Raw genomic sequence first — 16033 nt, forward strand, 5'->3', positions numbered from 1 at the left:
ATGCCTCTCCGCTAATCCTTGAGTCTTTAAAATAAATGCGTGTAGCCAAGAAATACTTCATTGCTGGTTAATCTGCCTATATCGAGGTAGTAAGGATAAACAGCACCTCGTGTTCCAAATGATGCATCCCCTAAATTGACATAACGATATCCTAACGAGATACGCTCATCCAGATGATCCGACTCCTCAGGCTTCAAATGAAACGCATAACTTGCACCGAGTCCAATTTGATAGGAAAAATAGATATTTGTATACGATTGAAAAGGGGGCGGTAGCGCAACACAGCCGGGACTTTCAACGGAGCTTTCTGTATATCCACTTAAACGATTCAGGGCAGGACCAATGCCAAGATTGATAAAAGAAGCGAATTTTTTCAAAAAAGTCCATGTGAATTGAGACTCAAACGTAAGACGCGTGCTATGTACATGATATTTATAATGATAAAGCGTACTGCCGGGGTCTCCTGTAGCAGTTTCAATTACTTTACCTCTGTAATTGTAGTCTCCTGGCGTACCAAAAATACTCAGTCCTAATGCAATTGCTGGTCTTAACCCTATTCCTGAAAATTCATAACCGCCATTTATACTCATTAGAGTCGTGTTTGCCTGTCTTTTATGTATAGGATAGGCGTCAGTTAAAATTCCGCCATCATAGTTAATTTGAGGATTGTTATTGCCAACTTTTACCATACTGGAGCCGAGAGTACCGCCAAAATAAATATGACTATTGGCTGCAAAAATCGGGCTAGAGAAAAGAAATATGATTAACCCGGCTAAATTTTTGATTAATTCATTGATCCATTGCTTGCTTTGCCACTGAATATTGCAAATCATTTTCCCATCCTGGTAACACATTAATAAATTAAATTGGCTAATGTATATTGAATTTTTTTAATCAACGATTTAAAGATTTTTGTTTTGATTTAGTGAGCTCGTTCCGCTTTACTATAAAGGTTTCGTCCTAAGTCTTAGTTAATTCGGTATCCTTGCGGCATATAAGTTGTTTTTAATTAGCTAGATATATAGTTAACTTATAATTACACAGAATTTTTTTATGCATAAGATCATTGCGTCTTTTACTTAGTTCATCACTTGTTTTGAAAAGAGCATCTTATAAGCCAAATTCTCAAAATGGATTGTGAAGAACGTGTTGACCGCATTTCTAAAGGATTTGTTCTACTCAATTAACTTCTACCATAATTGATTGTACTTATTTTTAAATATGGGCGCAATGTGGACCCTTTCTTTGTATAAGCTTTGTAAACTAGACTTTGTTTTTCCTTTTTCTCTTCAAAAAAATCGTAAATTTTTGGTATCTCCACGGGGAGAGGTCGCATCCATAAATTTTCTATGGTCGCGTGGGCATTGCAGAAGCTTGACGTAAAAACCTTATGGTTTTAGAAATTTTGAAAATTATAGATTAAGAGTTAGAGTGCTCTGCGGATGAGTAAAGTGCTCCCCGATTTGAGGAAGAGTCTAATCATCTCTATGAGACATTATCAATTCAGGGAACTAATGGGGAGCAATTGTATTGCTAATAAGATTCGCTATTTTTCATTAGTTAGTGAGGTTTTTTGATAATAGCCACAAATATCAAGTGCTTTACTTACCACCAAATGAACGTAACCTATTGATATTAATAACTTAAATGGCGCGCTCGGAGGGACTCGAACCCCCGACACCTTGGTTCGAAGCCTGATGCTCTAGTTTTAAATTCGTTATAAATCAATATCTTGTGAAGCGTCAAATTCATCAGGAACTGCCTAAAACTGCCTATTACAGCGTAGTGCCGTCACAGTTGAGACACGTTTTGGTCACAGTAAAATTTTGTTCAACTTGACTTATTTACAGCATTAATGTTTTTATCCCTTCTCTTAAATCTTCTGATTAGGAACTGCTATACTACAACAAATCTCAGTAATTTCTCCTCATTGAATAGTTAAGCTAAAGATTTAAATAGGATTTTTAATGTCAAAAAAAGTAAATAAACCAAAAAATTTCCGTAGTTTTTTCTTTGAAATGGCAGCTCCTTATCGTTGGTGGTTTTTTGCCATGTTTCTTGTGGGTATTTATTCATCTATCCATAATGTATTACAGCCCTATGTTTTAAAAATTCTTTTAGATGCTGTTGCTCATGCCGAAAAGAAACAATTTCTTGATGTGAGTATGAAGCCTGCGTTATTACTGATTATATTGGGTTTTGTCATTACCTTTATATGGCGTATTTATAATTATATTGTTTTGCGGTCATTACCCAAAATAAAGGCAGATATCATTGCTGCTACCACTGCATATTTAAGAGAGCAGTCATACGTTTTTTTTCAAGATCAGTTAAGTGGCTCGATTAGTGCAAAAATTTCCGATTTAGCAAGTAACATCCAGAATATTGTTAACACTTGGTTTAATATATCAAGGCAAGGCTTAACCATTATCCTTTCTATCGCTATGGTTGGAATAGTAAATCCTTATTTCAGCTTAATTTTTTTCGTTATCTCGATCGCTTTTATTACTACAGCATATTATTGCTCCCACAGCATTAAACCTTATGCTAAGGCCTATGCTGAGGCACGGGCAAAAAATGTGGGAAATATTGTTGATTGTTTTTCTAACGTGCTAAATATGCTTTTATTTGCCAGAGAAAATTATGAAGCACAATATTTAGAAAAAACAACAGCCAGCTCTGTGGAACATGATAAATCCATGCAATTTAAAAATATGCTCAATGCCTCTTTACTTGGTGGGTTTGCTTGGATTTTACAAGCATCATCTATACTGTTACTGCTTTTTCTGGGTAATAGAGGAACAATTTCTGTTGGAGACTTTGTATTTATCTTTATATTAGCAATTACAGTGATTGATCAGATATGGTTTCTTACTGAGAGCTTATTGGTTGTGGGTGAACAAGCCGGACAATGTCAACAAGCCATTGATACGATTTTTACAGAGCATTATCAAAAACCAAATCCAGAAGCCCCACCTCTTCACATTACTCGTGGGGAAATTATCATTGATCACGTTAATTTTGGATATAAATCTGATGACATTGTGATTGAAGACCTAAACGCTCATATACCGGGGGGCTCGAAAGTCGGTTTGGTTGGGTACAGCGGAGCCGGAAAAAGTACTTTGGCTCAACTTATCATGCGTCTTTATGATCTGCAAAACGGGAAAATATTAATAGACCAGCAGGATATCAGCACAGTAAAAAAACAAAGTTTACGCGAGAACATAGCGTTTATACCTCAACACCCTAGTTTATTTCATCGGACAGTTTATGAAAATATTCTGTATGGTAGAATCAATGCCAGTTATGAGGACGTCATTAATGCCGCTAAAAAAGCCCATGCACATGAATTTATTGTCAACTTATCACATGGATATGACACTCATGTTGGAGAAAGAGGGATTAAATTATCCGGCGGACAATGTCAAAGAATTGCGATTGCAAGAGCAATATTAAAAGATGCGCCTATTTTAATATTAGATGAAGCCACAAGTTCGCTGGATTCTTTAACAGAAAAACTGATCCAAGAATCATTACACATTGCAATGAGTAACCGAACGGTTATTGTGATAGCCCATAGATTATCAACCATTTTATCTATGGATAATATTCTAGTTATGGACAAAGGTAAAATCATTGAAATGGGTAACCATAAACAACTAATCGACGCTGGCGGTTTTTATAACTCCCTATGGAACGCTCAAAGCGGACATAGTTTTATTTAATTGGAGATATCTATGAAGAGGAGCCCAAAGTCAATTGTTTACGATTAAAAATGCTTATTATGATTATTAAACACATCTGTCCCGTGACCCCCAGAAAAATAATTCAGTGAATGCTTTATTAGTCTATAAACTTCAAATCAATCGAATATAATAGGTAGATGATAACTAAATTCAACCTCATTCCCAGAGGGATCAAGAACACTAAAAGCTCTTGTTCCAATACCAAATGTCTTAGGCTCACCTAGAATATGAACGGAGTATTGCTTAATATATTTATACCAAGCATCAACATCCTGTGGGGAGCGAATAGCAAAACCAAAATGTTCAAGTTTTTGAGTTTTAGCAAAATTGACAAGGTTATTTTGGTGCAAAGAAATATTATCATCGCCAGAAGTTAAATAGGCATAATCGTTTGTTCCCTGCTCAAGCGACATTCCAATGATTTTTGTATAAAAATCTATGCATTCTTGAAGATTATTAACACGTAGTGCAATGTGTCGAAGTCCTATCATTTTGGGTTTTGTATTCTCACTCATTATTTATCCTTTGATTCAAGATCTTTTTGTGCGTATTGTTAAAAGCCAAAGAATATTATCCAAAATACGAGATTGATGAAAAACTTAGCTCACCAGGAACTGCCTAAACCTTTCTATTACAGCGTAGTGCTGTCACAGTTTAGACACGGTTTAGTCACAAAAAATATTTTTTCATATTGATGGATTTTAGATATTAATTGGGAAAATGTCTTATCTTATTATGTAATTCAGTCAACCGAACTGAGTGATTATATGAGAGTAGGGGAAAGATAAAAACTAGCTTCCCCTAAAGAGCAAAGGCTATATTGTAATTGTTTTTTATAAAAAGACTTGTGGAAATTTTAGAAGTGTATAATAATTATATTAAGAAAACCCGTCAAGGCTATGCTCATCTGAGTATCCTCAAACCGACGGGTTACTTTTTTCTAAAGGTATAAAAATGGAATTTACGAAGCCATTCCTTACCATCCAACAGCAAATTGACTTATTGACTGATCGAGGTCTGATTATAGATGATATTGCGGCACACTATCTGCAACATTTAAATTACTACCGTTTATCTGGTTATTGGCTCCCATTTTATAAAGAAGGCAATACGAATCTTTTTAAGGAAGATACAAAATTTTCCGATATTGTAAATCTCTACATTTTTGATCGTGAACTGCGTTTATTACTTTTGGATGGTATTGAACGTATAGAGATTTCTATTCGAACTCAGTGGGCATACTATTTTTCCCAATATCACGGTCCACATGCTTTTATGGATTGTAATTTGAGTAATAATTCATTTTGGCACGCTCAAAACCTAATTGCATTGGAGAAAGAACTCAAACGCAGCGACGAACTTTTTATTAATCATTTTAAGAAAAATAATATTACACCACCAATATGGGCAATCTGCGAAGTGATGTCATTTGGATTATTATCAAGATGGTTGAAATGTATGCAATCTACGCAATCGCGTAATAAAATTTCAGAAACGTACAGCATTGACTATGATGTCCTTGTTAGCTTCATTGAACATTTATCATATGTTCGCAATCTATGCGCACATCATAGTAGGGTCTGGAATAAAAAGATGACCAAGACTATGAAAATACCGCAATCAAAGCCATCTAATCTAGTGGGGAATTTCAATCGCGACATTGATGCTGTAAGAAAAATATATAATACATTGGTACTTATGGTTTATACACTAAATTTAATTAGTCCAAATAACCATTTCAAAAGCAGGTTAATTAATTTGTTAGATGCTCATAAAATAGAACCAATTTTTATGGGGTTCCCGTTAGATTGGAAAAATAGCGTTATATGGAAGGATTAGAGCACGTTATGTAAGCACCGCAGCCAAACTAATTGTTGGGCTATATTTCGTTTAGCCCAACTTTGTGGGTGGGTATGAGGCGAATTAGTTATTTGTATTTATAAAATTGCTAATGAAGTCCATATATTCTTGTAAAATGTGCTGCTGAACAACCAATACCAATGTTTATTACTTTGTTTTTATTATCAATTACAGTTTCAAGCCTTCCTTTTTTTAATTTACTCATATCACTTATTGATAGCACTTCATTGGAGTGCGCTCCTCTGTTACGAACAACAGAGACAGCATCAAAAAAATTTTGCCATTGTTGTTTGGTTTCTTTATCAACTCGAGTTTTCATAATCTTATCAGCATAATACCTTACATTTATTGTTTTTATATTTTTTAAGCAGCACTTGCTTTCTTTACATTTGTGCTCATTTTCTTCACCGATTAACTCTTTATCTCTGCAATATTTTTTCAAATCTTCTTCAAAGCAAGCATTTGACTCAACACAAAAGGATCTATTCCTACTTTTTAGAAAAACAATTTGAAATAACCTTATTGTGTCATAGTCAAGAATTGGCTTAAGAAATTTAAATTCATCTATATCGCATTCTCCGGTAGTAGCAGGATACATTTTAATAATGGTTTGATAATAAATGTTTGAATAAACAATGTAGGCAAGTGTATGTTCACTGTATTTCTGGGCAGAATATTTATTTACTATTGTTTTACAAAAGGTATCAAAGTCCTTTATTTCAAGTTTTAAAAATAATAAGTCCATTGAATGTTCAGTATTCATATTCTTGATTGATTTTGTATATCTTATATTAAAGATAGACAACAAATTCTTTTATTTCTTAATTGTAAATACATTTAAGGTGAGCAATGGCTATTTGTTACGGGGACTCCAAAATTTACCCAAGTGCTCTAACCATTTTATGGTAGAATAAATATACAAGAAAGTTGTTATTTATACATTAAATTGGGTTTCTAAGTCACGTTTTGGTCACAAAAGAGCTTAAATACCAAGTGCTTCGAGAAGCAATATTACATTTAACTTATTGATATTTAAAGGATTTAAATGGCGCGCTCGGAGGGACTCGAACCCCCGACACCTTGGTTCGAAGCCAAGTACTCTATCCAGCTGAGCTACGAGCGCAATAGGGTGTGGATTTTTTATTTACCCTTATTTCTGGTCAAAATGGAGAGACTGAGTACCAGAATGGTGGGCCGTATAGGATTCGAACCTATGACACAGAGGTTAAAAGCCTCCTGCTCTACCAACTGAGCTAACGGCCCTTAAGGCAAAGTATAAACTTTAAACTATCTTCTAAAACTGGTGGGCCGTATAGGATTCGAACCTATGACACAGAGGTTAAAAGCCTCCTGCTCTACCACCTGAGCTAACGGCCCTAAAGAGGCTGGAATAATACCGGATTAGCACAGAATTTCAAGTCTTTTTATAAGGTTTCTCTTAATTTTCTTGTTTTTTAAAGGGATCAATATTTTTTTGAATAATTTTGTTTCTATTAAGAAAGGTTGGGTTGAATCAATTGCCCTTGAAAATGTATGTTTTTTTCTGTTGCCAATATTGTTCTGTTTTGCTTTTTTAATTTTTCTGCAAAAGATTGGGACGTGTGGACTGAAGTGAGAATCAGCAAAACATCTGCACCGAGAGCACCGCAGCCTTTTACAGCAAGAATTTCTGGATATTTTTTAAGTTCGTGAATCATTTGTAAACTGTGCTCTGCAACTAAATTTAATGAGGCAAGTTTTTGATGATAGCCATTGATCGCTTTAATTAATCTACAGGGGTCAACGTACTCAAAGGCTTTCTTAGCCTCATCAACCAATTGCGATAAATAATCTACATTATCAGGCAGATCAGTATTCTGTAAATGATGATGGGTAGCGAGTTTTATTCCTGTATGGATAAGAAAAAAAGACAAATCCTGAAAAGGCCAACTGTAAGATTCAATGACTTTTTTTTGCTTGTTGATATAAACACAGCCTTGTTGAGATTGTGCGATTACATCGTATCCGCTTGGCCTTAACCCTTTTCCAGTCCAAGACGTTTTATAGTAAGCACCAAGCATCTGATCTAAAGCTGGAACGCTATCCTTGATGAAACAACTCGCTAGATAGCTCCCCAAAAATTGTGCGCTTGATGCGCCCATGCCCCCTCGTCCTAGGTGAGGATCATGCCATGATAAGCCATAATCTGGATTTTGTTGCTGCCACCAAAGTCCGGCAGGGGATTCGGGGTGGATTCCAGTTAGGGCTTTTTCTGTCAAAACTGTGAGTTGGAAATAGGGATCAGTTAAAACAACCAAGGCGGAAGCTTCGGCTAGAGCTGAATATTCACCTATTAAAAAAGTTTTTGCAGGAATTAACCAGTTCATACTGCAATCGGTTCTTGTCTTATTTTAGCCAATAAATCATGGGCATTGTTCAAACTAATTCTTTTGTGCAAGTCTAACCATTTCTGTAAATGCTCTTTTAGAACTGGCATTTCATTTTCATTGGCACCGGCAGCCAACAGCAGATTGTCGATATGTAGTTTCATGTGGCCTTGAATGATGCCCTCGGTACATAATGCTTTAATTGCACCTAAATTTTGAACCAGGCCTACAGCGGCAATCACTTGAGCCAATTGATTTGCTGAAGAGATATTCATCATTCGTAAGCACATTTTAGCGGTAGGGTGCAATGAGGTCACACCACCAATAGTTCCTACTATAATAGGCGCGGTGAGTTGTCCTGTAAGAATCCCATCCTGGTAACGCCACCGTGTAATTGCTTGATATTGTCCATTTCGCGCAGCATAGGCATGCACTCCTGCTTCTACAGCCCGCCAATCATTTCCCGTAGCGATTAAAACAGGATCGATGCCATTCATCACGCCTTTATTATGCGTTGCGGCTCGATAAGGATCCATTTCCGCAAAAAGTGAGGCCTCTTGCAGTTTTTGCCCTAGTATTGGATCAATGGTATGAATTGTCACTTGAGCTGTTGTTAATTTTTGATCATTCAAATTGGATAAAATGCACATAGTGACTTCTTCACCAGTCAACTGCTCAATAGGCGTTTTCAAGTATTCAAGAACTTGATTAATAATATTTGCTCCCATGGCATCACAGCTGTTCATGGTTAAATGAATCACAGCCATGTCGCAACCGTCTGTTCTTTTAAGCTGCCGTAATTGCAAATCCATAACACCGCCGCCGCGTTTCACCATATTATCAGCTACATCTTTATTGGCTTTGTTAATCAAGTAAGAACGATTTTCATGAAAAATTTGGGAAAACCTGGAGAAATCTTTCACCTTGGCTAATTGAATTTGGCCCAAAATGCATTCACCCTCGACCCAGGCTTTAATTTCACCACATTGTCTGATCCATTTAGCAGATTTTGAAAGCGCAGCAATAATGGATGTCTCTTCCACAGCCATAGGGATAACATAGTCTTGGCCATTTACATTGAAATTCGTTGCGACACCTAAGGGAAGCTGGAAATAACCAATAACATTTTCAATAAGTTTATCAGCTAAATTCAAATCTTTAATACCGCCACTTTTAAGAAAGTCCGTGTCTTCAGATGTTATCGCTCCTAAGGCCAACAAACGCTTAAAACGTTCTTCCCGAGAGAGTTTAGAAAATCCGCGGAATAGCTCTTCAGTGTTAGAAGATAAAGGCATGCTTTCTCCTTAGGATAGCCGGAATGAACGCAAGTTTTGTAATGCCATGTTCGCGTTGTTCTAATTGGCTGTAATTTTCTTGCATACCCGATTTTAGTTTCTTGAAAAAAATGATTGCAATTTTATCATAAAACAGAACAGCAAACTACCCGCAAATGATTTTGTTATATTGTTATCCTGCGTCGTTTCAGTGCACATCTATAATCTAGATTCCCATAATTCTAATTATTAAAGAGAAATCATTGTGTTCTCAAAAAAATCAATTGAAATTAAATATGTTCAATGCATTGTTTTTAATCTAATTTTTCTAGCATTTATTTGGCATAAAGTGTAAATTAAGCTCATTTGATTTCATTTGTTAGGAGCTGTTATGGGTAAAAGATCATCTAAGGAAAGAGCTGCTTTTGAATCTGCTAAAAGCCAGAGAGAATTATGTATTCAGAAATTGAAAAAATGTCAATCTGAAACCGAATTCCGAGAAATTCTAAAAAAGTATGAAGATAAAAAGAGAAAAAGCCCTTTACCTTCTGATTTAACCACTTACCATAGCCAAGCTCTAAGGGAGCTAGATGCACAGATAAAGAAAATAACTGAAGAATTAAACGCACGCTTTTCTCCAGTTATTCCATTAATACCCACCCACGAAGAGCAAGAGGGAAGGGTGATTGGAAAACATACTACTGCTGCAACCTTACCAGTGGAATTCATTGAGGAAGACAATACTCTTGATGCAAATAAGGATATTGAAACCCAAGTTGAATCGCGACAAGAAACAAAAAAAACGCTTCCCAATCCATTAAAAGGGTCTCGATTACAGAACCAAGACAAGAGGCCAAAAAATGTGCATTTTCAAATAGAACAAACATCTGAAGAATCTACAAAAAATTTTACTGGTTCCCTCACTACAGAAAGTCTTGGTTCTGCCAAAAAATTGACAGGGAGAGAAAAACGAAAAATTAAAGCCCAACTCTCTGATGTTGAAGCAAATTTAAAAATTATCTATACCAAACAGTTGCAGTATGAAGCAAAAGCTAAGGAAAATCGTAAAAAGAAGAAAGGACTGGAAGAGACAAAATACAATCAAGCTGCAGTAGCTGCAAATAGTATTCACCAACAGATATCTGGACTGATGAATCAATATCTTCTTGATGGTGATTTAAAGTCTTTTCAGGAGAGAAGTACCTCTATCCTTGATGAAAAAAATCGGCATGTACAAACATTACGTGCCCATCGAGGTTGGTGGGAAGAATTTCTGGATAACTTTGTTAAGCTCATTAATTCCGGATTTGCCCGGATGAGCTCTTCAATCCGTGTAAGCGAGCTCTCCATGTTTAAGCCGGTAGCGGATGGGGGTAAAAAAGTAAATGGTTTAATACACTCAATTAGTAGCTTAACGCCCATTGTCTAAAGAACATACCAAAAAAATAGTCTGGGCTTTACTTAAATTTACCTGGACTATTTTTAACCCTATCCGAATATCTTGTACTTGTGATACCATCTTCTATTATTTCTGCTCTAACAGAAAATTTATTTCCAATTGATATGACTATGGCACAAAACAGCGCGCAAATCTCTTTCGATAAGGAACTTGCTAGGTTTCACTGCACAGGTGCTTGGTCTGTTTTACGAATTGAGGACTTATTAGTCCGTTTCCCACAGATTCAATTCCCTGAAAATCAACAAATAATCATTAGTGGTGAGGGAATTATTCAGTTTGATAGTGCAGGGGCTCTTGCATTAATTCGATGCATGGAAATTTTGAAACAGCATAAAAATCAGATTGAATTGAGGGATTTTTCAGAAAACCAGAAGCACCTGATTGAATTGATCCAATCAAAAAAAGACATTCTGGATTATCAGATTCCCTCCCCACATAAACAAAATATTTTATACCAATTAGGAAGAGAATCTGAGATCAAATTTCGCCAAGTAGATGGGTTTCTATATCTAGTAGGTGATTTGACGACCAAGTTGTGGGAGGCTATGAGTAATTGGAGACGCTTCCAAATACCAAGCATTATGGCGAATATTCATTCGACAGGGATCACCGCTTTACCTATTCTTGCCCTGCTTTCTTTTTTAATTGGTGTGGTTTTGGCATATCAAATGGGATTACAATTACAAACCTATGGAGCAAACAGCTTCATTGCTTATTTATCCGGTATGGCTATTTTTCGTGAGTTTTCTCCACTCATTACTGCAATTATTGTTGCTGGACGAACGAGTTCCGCATTCACTGCACAAATCGGAAGTATGAAGCTCAATGAAGAAATCGATGCACTGTTAACCATGGGGCTTTCTCCTACTGAACTATTAGTTCTTCCTAAAGTAATAGGGTTAATGATTGCTTTCCCTTTATTGATTTTTTGGTCTGATGTTTTTAGTATTTTAGGTGCTATGTTCATGGCCAATAACATGCTGGGAATAAGTTTTATTGATTTTTTGCAGCGCTTAAGAGACTCTGTGGGACTGTCCCAGTTAAACCTAGGCCTATATAAAGCACCGGCATTTGCATTGTTAATAGCTTTGGTAGGTTGTTTTCAAGGATTTAGAGTTGAGTCTGGAACCGAAAAAAATATTGGCAGTCAAACGACCAAAAGCGTGGTACAGGCATTGTTTCTGATTATCATTGCGGACGCAATATACTCCGTTATTTATAGCCGGATGCATTTATAGATGAGTGAACCCATTATTGAAATTAAGGGATTAAAAAACCAGTTGGGAGGTCAATGGGTACATTCTGATGTGAACCTGAGCGTTGAAAAAGGAGAAATTTTAGCCATTATTGGTGGTTCTGGAAGCGGTAAAACGACAATATTAAGAAGTTTACTGATGTTGCTCAAGCCAACGGCTGGAGAAATCAAAATATTTGGCCAAGATATTAGTACTCTTAATGTAGAAGAGTCTTTTTTACTTAGGCGTCGTTGGGGAATGCTATTTCAACACAGTGCATTATTTTCCTCTATGAATGTAGTGGAAAACATCATGTTCCCTATGAGAGAATTTACTAACCTTGATCACGATTTTATGTATGAATTGGCCCTACTTAAAATCGCTTTAGTGGGTTTGCCTAAGGAAGCTGCAGGTAAATTACCTTCAGAATTAAGCGGAGGAATGCAAAGAAGGGCTGCTGCAGCACGCGCTATTGCCATGGATCCTGAACTCTTGTTCTTGGATGAACCAACAACAGGTCTGGATCCGCTGAGTGCAAGACTTTTTGATGATCTCATCGTTTTTTTAAGAGACTCATTAAAGTTGACAATAGTCATGGTGAGCCATGATATAGAGTCCTTAAAACGAACTACAGATCGCGTAGCCTTTATCGGTGATGGCAAAATTTTAAGTGTTGAGCCAATCAGTGATTTAATGAAAAATAAGAATAAAATGATTGCAGATTATTTTAGTAAAATGTAACTGGAGACAACATCCTTGGAATCAAAAACCAATTACACTATCGTCGGTGTAGTCGTACTTATATTATTGGTAGGGCTTGTTGCCACAATGTTGTGGCTATCTGTTGGTTTTAATCAAAAAAAATATAATACCTATACCATTTACATGCATGAAGCAGCCTCCGGGCTGACCCAGGATGCACCCGTGAAATACAATGGGGTACAAGTAGGTTATGTCAAAGAAATTAAATTAAATCAGAGCGATCCCAGACAAGTTGAGATTTTATTGGATATTGAAGAAGGCACCCCAATTACAACAAGTACATATGCCACTTTAAATTCTCAGGGGATAACGGGAGTGACTTATATTGGTTTAAGCGCAAGTACTTCGGATTTAACTCCTATCTTAAAGATGCCTGATGAGCCTTATCCTGTGATTCCGGCAAAACCCTCAGTATTTAATCAATTAGATAGTATTTTAAAGAAAGTATCCGAAGATGTTGGTGTAGTCAGCGATGAAGCAAAAAGAATTTTTAATGAAGAAAATGCAAAGCACATCCGTCATATTTTAGCTAATATGGATGTTTTTACCCAAGATCTTGCGAAAAATGGCAAGAATATTGATGTTTTTATGGATAATCTCGCTAAAACAAGTCGCGATTTTCCACATATGCTTCAAGAATTACGGGTTGGTATTTCTAAATTCAATACGATGGCTGAAAGTTTGAGTAATGCAGGCAATAGCGTATCGAAAACAATGAAAACTGGAAAAAATGCAATTGACAAACTATCCGAGGAAGCGCTTCCACCTGCTGTGGTCTTATTACGTCGACTAAATTTAATTTCTGCTAATTTGGAAAAGCTTAGTAGTGAGATTCGTCAAAACCCTGCTGTAATTATCCGTGGAGCTAAGCCACCTAAACCAGGGCCTGGAGAATAGAAATGAAAAAATTAACCGTGCTGATGGTTTTAGGATTATGTACTGTCATGCTAAGCGCATGTTCACCAGTAAAAATTTCTGTGAAGAACCAATATCAGTTAAGCGCATACAGTACCAAAAAAGTATCTAAAATACCCATGCCAATCACTTTGTTGGTCACTGCTCCTGATGCTGCCGCAGGGTATCAAACCGATCAAATGCTCTACATCAAAAAACCTTTTGAACTGGAGCCCTTTGTTAAAAATGCTTGGGTAAATTCCCCCGCAGATATGCTTTATCCCTTGATTATCCAAAGCTTACAAAGTACAAACCTCTTTAAGGCAGTTACTTCTAACGCATATACTCTGGGAGCAAATTATCGATTAGATACTCAATTATTGGCACTCCAACAGAACTTCCTGAAAAAACCGAGTGTCCTTGAGTTTTCGGTTAAAGTCGTTTTAACCCATGTCAGCGATAACAAAGTATTAGGTTCTAAAATTTTTAATCTAAAAATTCCATGCCCCAGTGATACACCTTATGGAGGTGTCATCGCAGCGAATAAAGCGACTCAGATATTTACTGGGGATTTGGCTATTTTCGTGGTCTCCCATATTGGACATGAACAGGATACATAAATTCAGGAATTTTTTTTAAAAAAGCGAAACAAGCAAGTGATATTGTAGTTTCAATTTATGAAGCCTGATTCCTATCGATATGGTGAATGAGTATTGTAGCCAAAAAATAAAAAGAATTGTACAATGTGCCCCCATGAACCCTGTGTGGGTATTTTAGATTTTTAATAATAAAAAGAATGAAGGAGATTGAGGATGAAAGCCGGATCATTATGTAAATTAGGTCTGCTTGTAGCGAGTGCTGTTTTAGTTGCTGCTTGTTCTAAAACACCAGGTAGTGCTGATGGAGTTGGTGTCACTGACGGTGGAGCTAGTGCACAAGGTCTAGGGCAATTTACTCATTTTGCGGGTCAGGAACCCGGTGAGTCTTACACTACTCAAGCACCCCATAACCAATTATATTTGTTTTCGTATGATGACAGTAACTTAGCTCCCAAATATTTACCCTCAGTCAATGCTCAGGCAGAATACCTGAAAACACATCCTGGTGCACGTGTGTTAGTAGCAGGTCATACTGATGAGCGCGGTAGCCGTGAATATAACGTTGCTTTAGGTGAGCGTCGAGCGAATACTGTAGCAGATATTTTACGTATGGCGGGCGTCAGCAGACAACAAGTTCGTGTGGTGAGCTATGGAAAAGAACGTCCAATTAATTTAGGGCATGATGAAGCATCGCATGCGCAAAATCGACGCGTAGAATTTACTTATGAGGCAACAAGATGATAAATTGCAAAAAACACATTATCGCTGCAGGTTTTATTTTAACTCTTCCTTTAGTCAGTTGGTCAGAGGCGCCTGTTGTAGATGATAGTGAAAATTTTGCAGTTTTTGAAGGCCAGCAGGCGTATGAAGCGCCTGCTTATGGCCCTAAATACGATGAACCCCAAGTTGAAAATGGTCAATTTGACATTGCACGTAATGAAAATTATTCATTGGATAATTCTCAAACTGATGATGAGCCGGCGCTGGCTAAGGATGACCAAGCGAGTAGTTCGAGCAATATTAGCGATACAGCAAAACTCATTGATAAAATCCAAAGTTTGCAACAAGAAGTACAAGAACTACGTGGGCAATTGGAAGTCCAAGCCCATGATTTAAAATTACTACAGCAGCAGCAAGTTGCATTTTACAAAGACCTGGATGCCCGCTTAAGTGGAACCAACTCCGCAAAAACATCAGCAAACAAACCTTCACTGGATCTTTCACTTGGTTCCAAAGAATCTACATCCAAGAAATTAGCGTCCAAAGTTCCTGATGCGTCAACAAGTAATCCTACTCCTGCAAACGTTTCAGTTCCTACGGGTTCAGCTTCAAGAATGAATCCTGCTGATGAACAAATAAGCTATTTAGCTGCTTATGAGTTAGTGAAAAATAAAAAATATGATGATGCATTAAACGCAATGAATATATTCGTGCAAAAATATCCTAGAGGGGGTTATACTGCTAATGCCCAATATTGGATAGGTGAGCTCTATTTATTTAAGAAAGATTACTCTAAAGCGATTGAACACTTCAATGTTGTATTACAACAATTTCCCACTTCAAGTAAATCTGCTGCAAGCATGCTCAAGGTTGGCTATGCTTACGCTGAACAAGGCCAAAAACAAGAAGCTAAGAAATACCTGCAACAAGTAGAAAGAGCTTATCCTGGAACACCAACTGCTCAATTAGCTAATTCAAAATTACGTACAATATGAACTAAAATTAATATGCAATGACATTAAAGATACTCTGGTGCTTTGCATGAGCTTCCAGAATGAATTGTTACAGTTGCAGATTTGCTGCATAGGTCAAAATACTCAGACAGGCTTGAAATA

The 16033-nt window shown here is 36.8% G+C and carries 14 protein-coding genes and 3 tRNA genes; 9 read left to right on the forward strand and 8 right to left on the reverse strand.

Annotation, left to right across the window (positions count from 1 at the left end; all coding sequences use genetic code 11):
• Window positions 1–26: 26 nt before the first annotated feature.
• Entirely contained in the window at window positions 27–833 is an 807-nt protein-coding gene (locus BU07_RS0107660) for an outer membrane protein (protein ID WP_031564875.1), read from the reverse strand.
• A 1134-nt stretch (window positions 834–1967) separates the two neighbouring features.
• On the opposite strand from BU07_RS0107660, the gene BU07_RS0107665 reads away from it, so the two are divergent.
• Window positions 1968–3728: an ABC transporter ATP-binding protein gene (locus tag BU07_RS0107665; protein ID WP_031564878.1), complete on the forward strand. Its 1761-nt coding sequence runs from the start codon at window positions 1968–1970 to the stop codon at window positions 3726–3728.
• 137 nt (window positions 3729–3865) lie between these two features.
• Here the strand turns inward: BU07_RS0107665 and BU07_RS0107670 are convergent, their stop codons facing one another.
• On the reverse strand, window positions 3866–4264 hold the full coding sequence (locus BU07_RS0107670) for a VOC family protein (protein WP_031564879.1): 399 nt from the start codon (window positions 4262–4264) through the stop codon (window positions 3866–3868).
• A gap of 439 nt (window positions 4265–4703) precedes the next feature.
• Between BU07_RS0107670 and BU07_RS0107675 the strand changes: the two genes are divergently transcribed.
• Complete coding sequence (locus tag BU07_RS0107675; RefSeq protein WP_031564881.1) at window positions 4704–5588, forward strand: Abi family protein; 885 nt, start codon at window positions 4704–4706, stop codon at window positions 5586–5588.
• Between the two features lie 109 nt (window positions 5589–5697).
• On the opposite strand, the gene BU07_RS0107680 is transcribed toward BU07_RS0107675, so the two are convergent.
• The 6 genes from BU07_RS0107680 to BU07_RS0107705 all read right to left on the reverse strand — a co-directional run bounded on the left by BU07_RS0107680 (window position 5698) and on the right by BU07_RS0107705 (window position 9270).
• Entirely contained in the window at window positions 5698–6354 is a 657-nt protein-coding gene (locus BU07_RS0107680; RefSeq protein ID WP_031564883.1) for a hypothetical protein, read from the reverse strand.
• Between the two features lie 301 nt (window positions 6355–6655).
• Window positions 6656–6732, reverse strand: a tRNA-Arg gene (locus BU07_RS0107685).
• 64 nt (window positions 6733–6796) lie between these two features.
• Window positions 6797–6872 (reverse strand) — tRNA-Lys (locus BU07_RS0107690).
• A 38-nt stretch (window positions 6873–6910) separates the two neighbouring features.
• A tRNA-Lys gene (locus BU07_RS0107695) sits at window positions 6911–6986 on the reverse strand.
• 116 nt (window positions 6987–7102) lie between these two features.
• A complete protein-coding gene (locus tag BU07_RS0107700; RefSeq protein ID WP_031564885.1) occupies window positions 7103–7975 on the reverse strand; it encodes a hypothetical protein in 873 nt (290 codons plus the stop codon).
• A complete protein-coding gene (locus BU07_RS0107705) occupies window positions 7972–9270 on the reverse strand; it encodes a hydroxymethylglutaryl-CoA reductase, degradative (protein ID WP_031564887.1) in 1299 nt (432 codons plus the stop codon). The genes BU07_RS0107700 and BU07_RS0107705 overlap by 4 nt, the downstream gene beginning before the upstream one ends.
• 370 nt (window positions 9271–9640) lie before the next feature.
• Here BU07_RS0107705 and BU07_RS0107710 point away from each other — a divergent pair, with 370 nt between their 5' ends.
• The 7 genes from BU07_RS0107710 (at window position 9641) to ybgF (ending at window position 15913) form a co-directional block, all read left to right on the forward strand.
• Complete coding sequence (locus BU07_RS0107710) at window positions 9641–10678, forward strand: hypothetical protein (protein WP_031564888.1); 1038 nt, start codon at window positions 9641–9643, stop codon at window positions 10676–10678.
• 140 nt (window positions 10679–10818) lie between these two features.
• Window positions 10819–11946, forward strand: coding sequence for an MlaE family ABC transporter permease (locus BU07_RS0107715; RefSeq protein ID WP_031564890.1), 1128 nt, complete (start codon window positions 10819–10821; stop codon window positions 11944–11946).
• Window positions 11947–12684 (forward strand): ABC transporter ATP-binding protein, encoded by a 738-nt coding sequence (locus tag BU07_RS0107720; protein ID WP_031564892.1) that lies wholly within the window; start codon window positions 11947–11949, stop codon window positions 12682–12684.
• A 15-nt stretch (window positions 12685–12699) separates the two neighbouring features.
• Complete coding sequence (locus BU07_RS0107725; protein ID WP_031564894.1) at window positions 12700–13602, forward strand: MlaD family protein; 903 nt, start codon at window positions 12700–12702, stop codon at window positions 13600–13602.
• 2 nt (window positions 13603–13604) lie between these two features.
• Window positions 13605–14219: an ABC-type transport auxiliary lipoprotein family protein gene (locus BU07_RS0107730; RefSeq protein ID WP_031564896.1), complete on the forward strand. Its 615-nt coding sequence runs from the start codon at window positions 13605–13607 to the stop codon at window positions 14217–14219.
• A 192-nt stretch (window positions 14220–14411) separates the two neighbouring features.
• Complete coding sequence (gene pal / locus BU07_RS0107735) at window positions 14412–14939, forward strand: peptidoglycan-associated lipoprotein Pal (protein ID WP_031564897.1); 528 nt, start codon at window positions 14412–14414, stop codon at window positions 14937–14939.
• On the forward strand, window positions 14936–15913 hold the full coding sequence (gene ybgF / locus BU07_RS0107740; RefSeq protein WP_031564899.1) for a tol-pal system protein YbgF: 978 nt from the start codon (window positions 14936–14938) through the stop codon (window positions 15911–15913). The genes pal and ybgF overlap by 4 nt, the downstream gene beginning before the upstream one ends.
• Window positions 15914–16033: the final 120 nt, after the last annotated feature.

Origin of the sequence: Legionella wadsworthii DSM 21896 = ATCC 33877 (assembly GCF_000701265.1) — a bacterium.
GTDB classification, from domain to species: domain Bacteria; phylum Pseudomonadota; class Gammaproteobacteria; order Legionellales; family Legionellaceae; genus Legionella; species Legionella wadsworthii.

Excerpts from the sequence above, each read along its gene's own strand:
- BU07_RS0107660 (WP_031564875.1), bottom strand. The coding sequence starts at position 833 with ATGATTTGCAATATTCAGTGGCAAAGCAAGCAATGGATCAATGAATTA.
- BU07_RS0107665 (WP_031564878.1), top strand. The coding sequence starts at position 1,968 with ATGTCAAAAAAAGTAAATAAACCAAAAAATTTCCGTAGTTTTTTCTTT.
- BU07_RS0107670 (WP_031564879.1), bottom strand. The coding sequence starts at position 4,264 with ATGAGTGAGAATACAAAACCCAAAATGATAGGACTTCGACACATTGCA.
- BU07_RS0107675 (WP_031564881.1), top strand. The coding sequence starts at position 4,704 with ATGGAATTTACGAAGCCATTCCTTACCATCCAACAGCAAATTGACTTA.
- BU07_RS0107680 (WP_031564883.1), bottom strand. The coding sequence starts at position 6,354 with ATGGACTTATTATTTTTAAAACTTGAAATAAAGGACTTTGATACCTTT.
- BU07_RS0107700 (WP_031564885.1), bottom strand. The coding sequence starts at position 7,975 with ATGAACTGGTTAATTCCTGCAAAAACTTTTTTAATAGGTGAATATTCA.
- BU07_RS0107705 (WP_031564887.1), bottom strand. The coding sequence starts at position 9,270 with ATGCCTTTATCTTCTAACACTGAAGAGCTATTCCGCGGATTTTCTAAA.
- BU07_RS0107710 (WP_031564888.1), top strand. The coding sequence starts at position 9,641 with ATGGGTAAAAGATCATCTAAGGAAAGAGCTGCTTTTGAATCTGCTAAA.
- BU07_RS0107715 (WP_031564890.1), top strand. The coding sequence starts at position 10,819 with ATGGCACAAAACAGCGCGCAAATCTCTTTCGATAAGGAACTTGCTAGG.
- BU07_RS0107720 (WP_031564892.1), top strand. The coding sequence starts at position 11,947 with ATGAGTGAACCCATTATTGAAATTAAGGGATTAAAAAACCAGTTGGGA.
- BU07_RS0107730 (WP_031564896.1), top strand. The coding sequence starts at position 13,605 with ATGAAAAAATTAACCGTGCTGATGGTTTTAGGATTATGTACTGTCATG.
- pal (WP_031564897.1), top strand. The coding sequence starts at position 14,412 with ATGAAAGCCGGATCATTATGTAAATTAGGTCTGCTTGTAGCGAGTGCT.
- ybgF (WP_031564899.1), top strand. The coding sequence starts at position 14,936 with ATGATAAATTGCAAAAAACACATTATCGCTGCAGGTTTTATTTTAACT.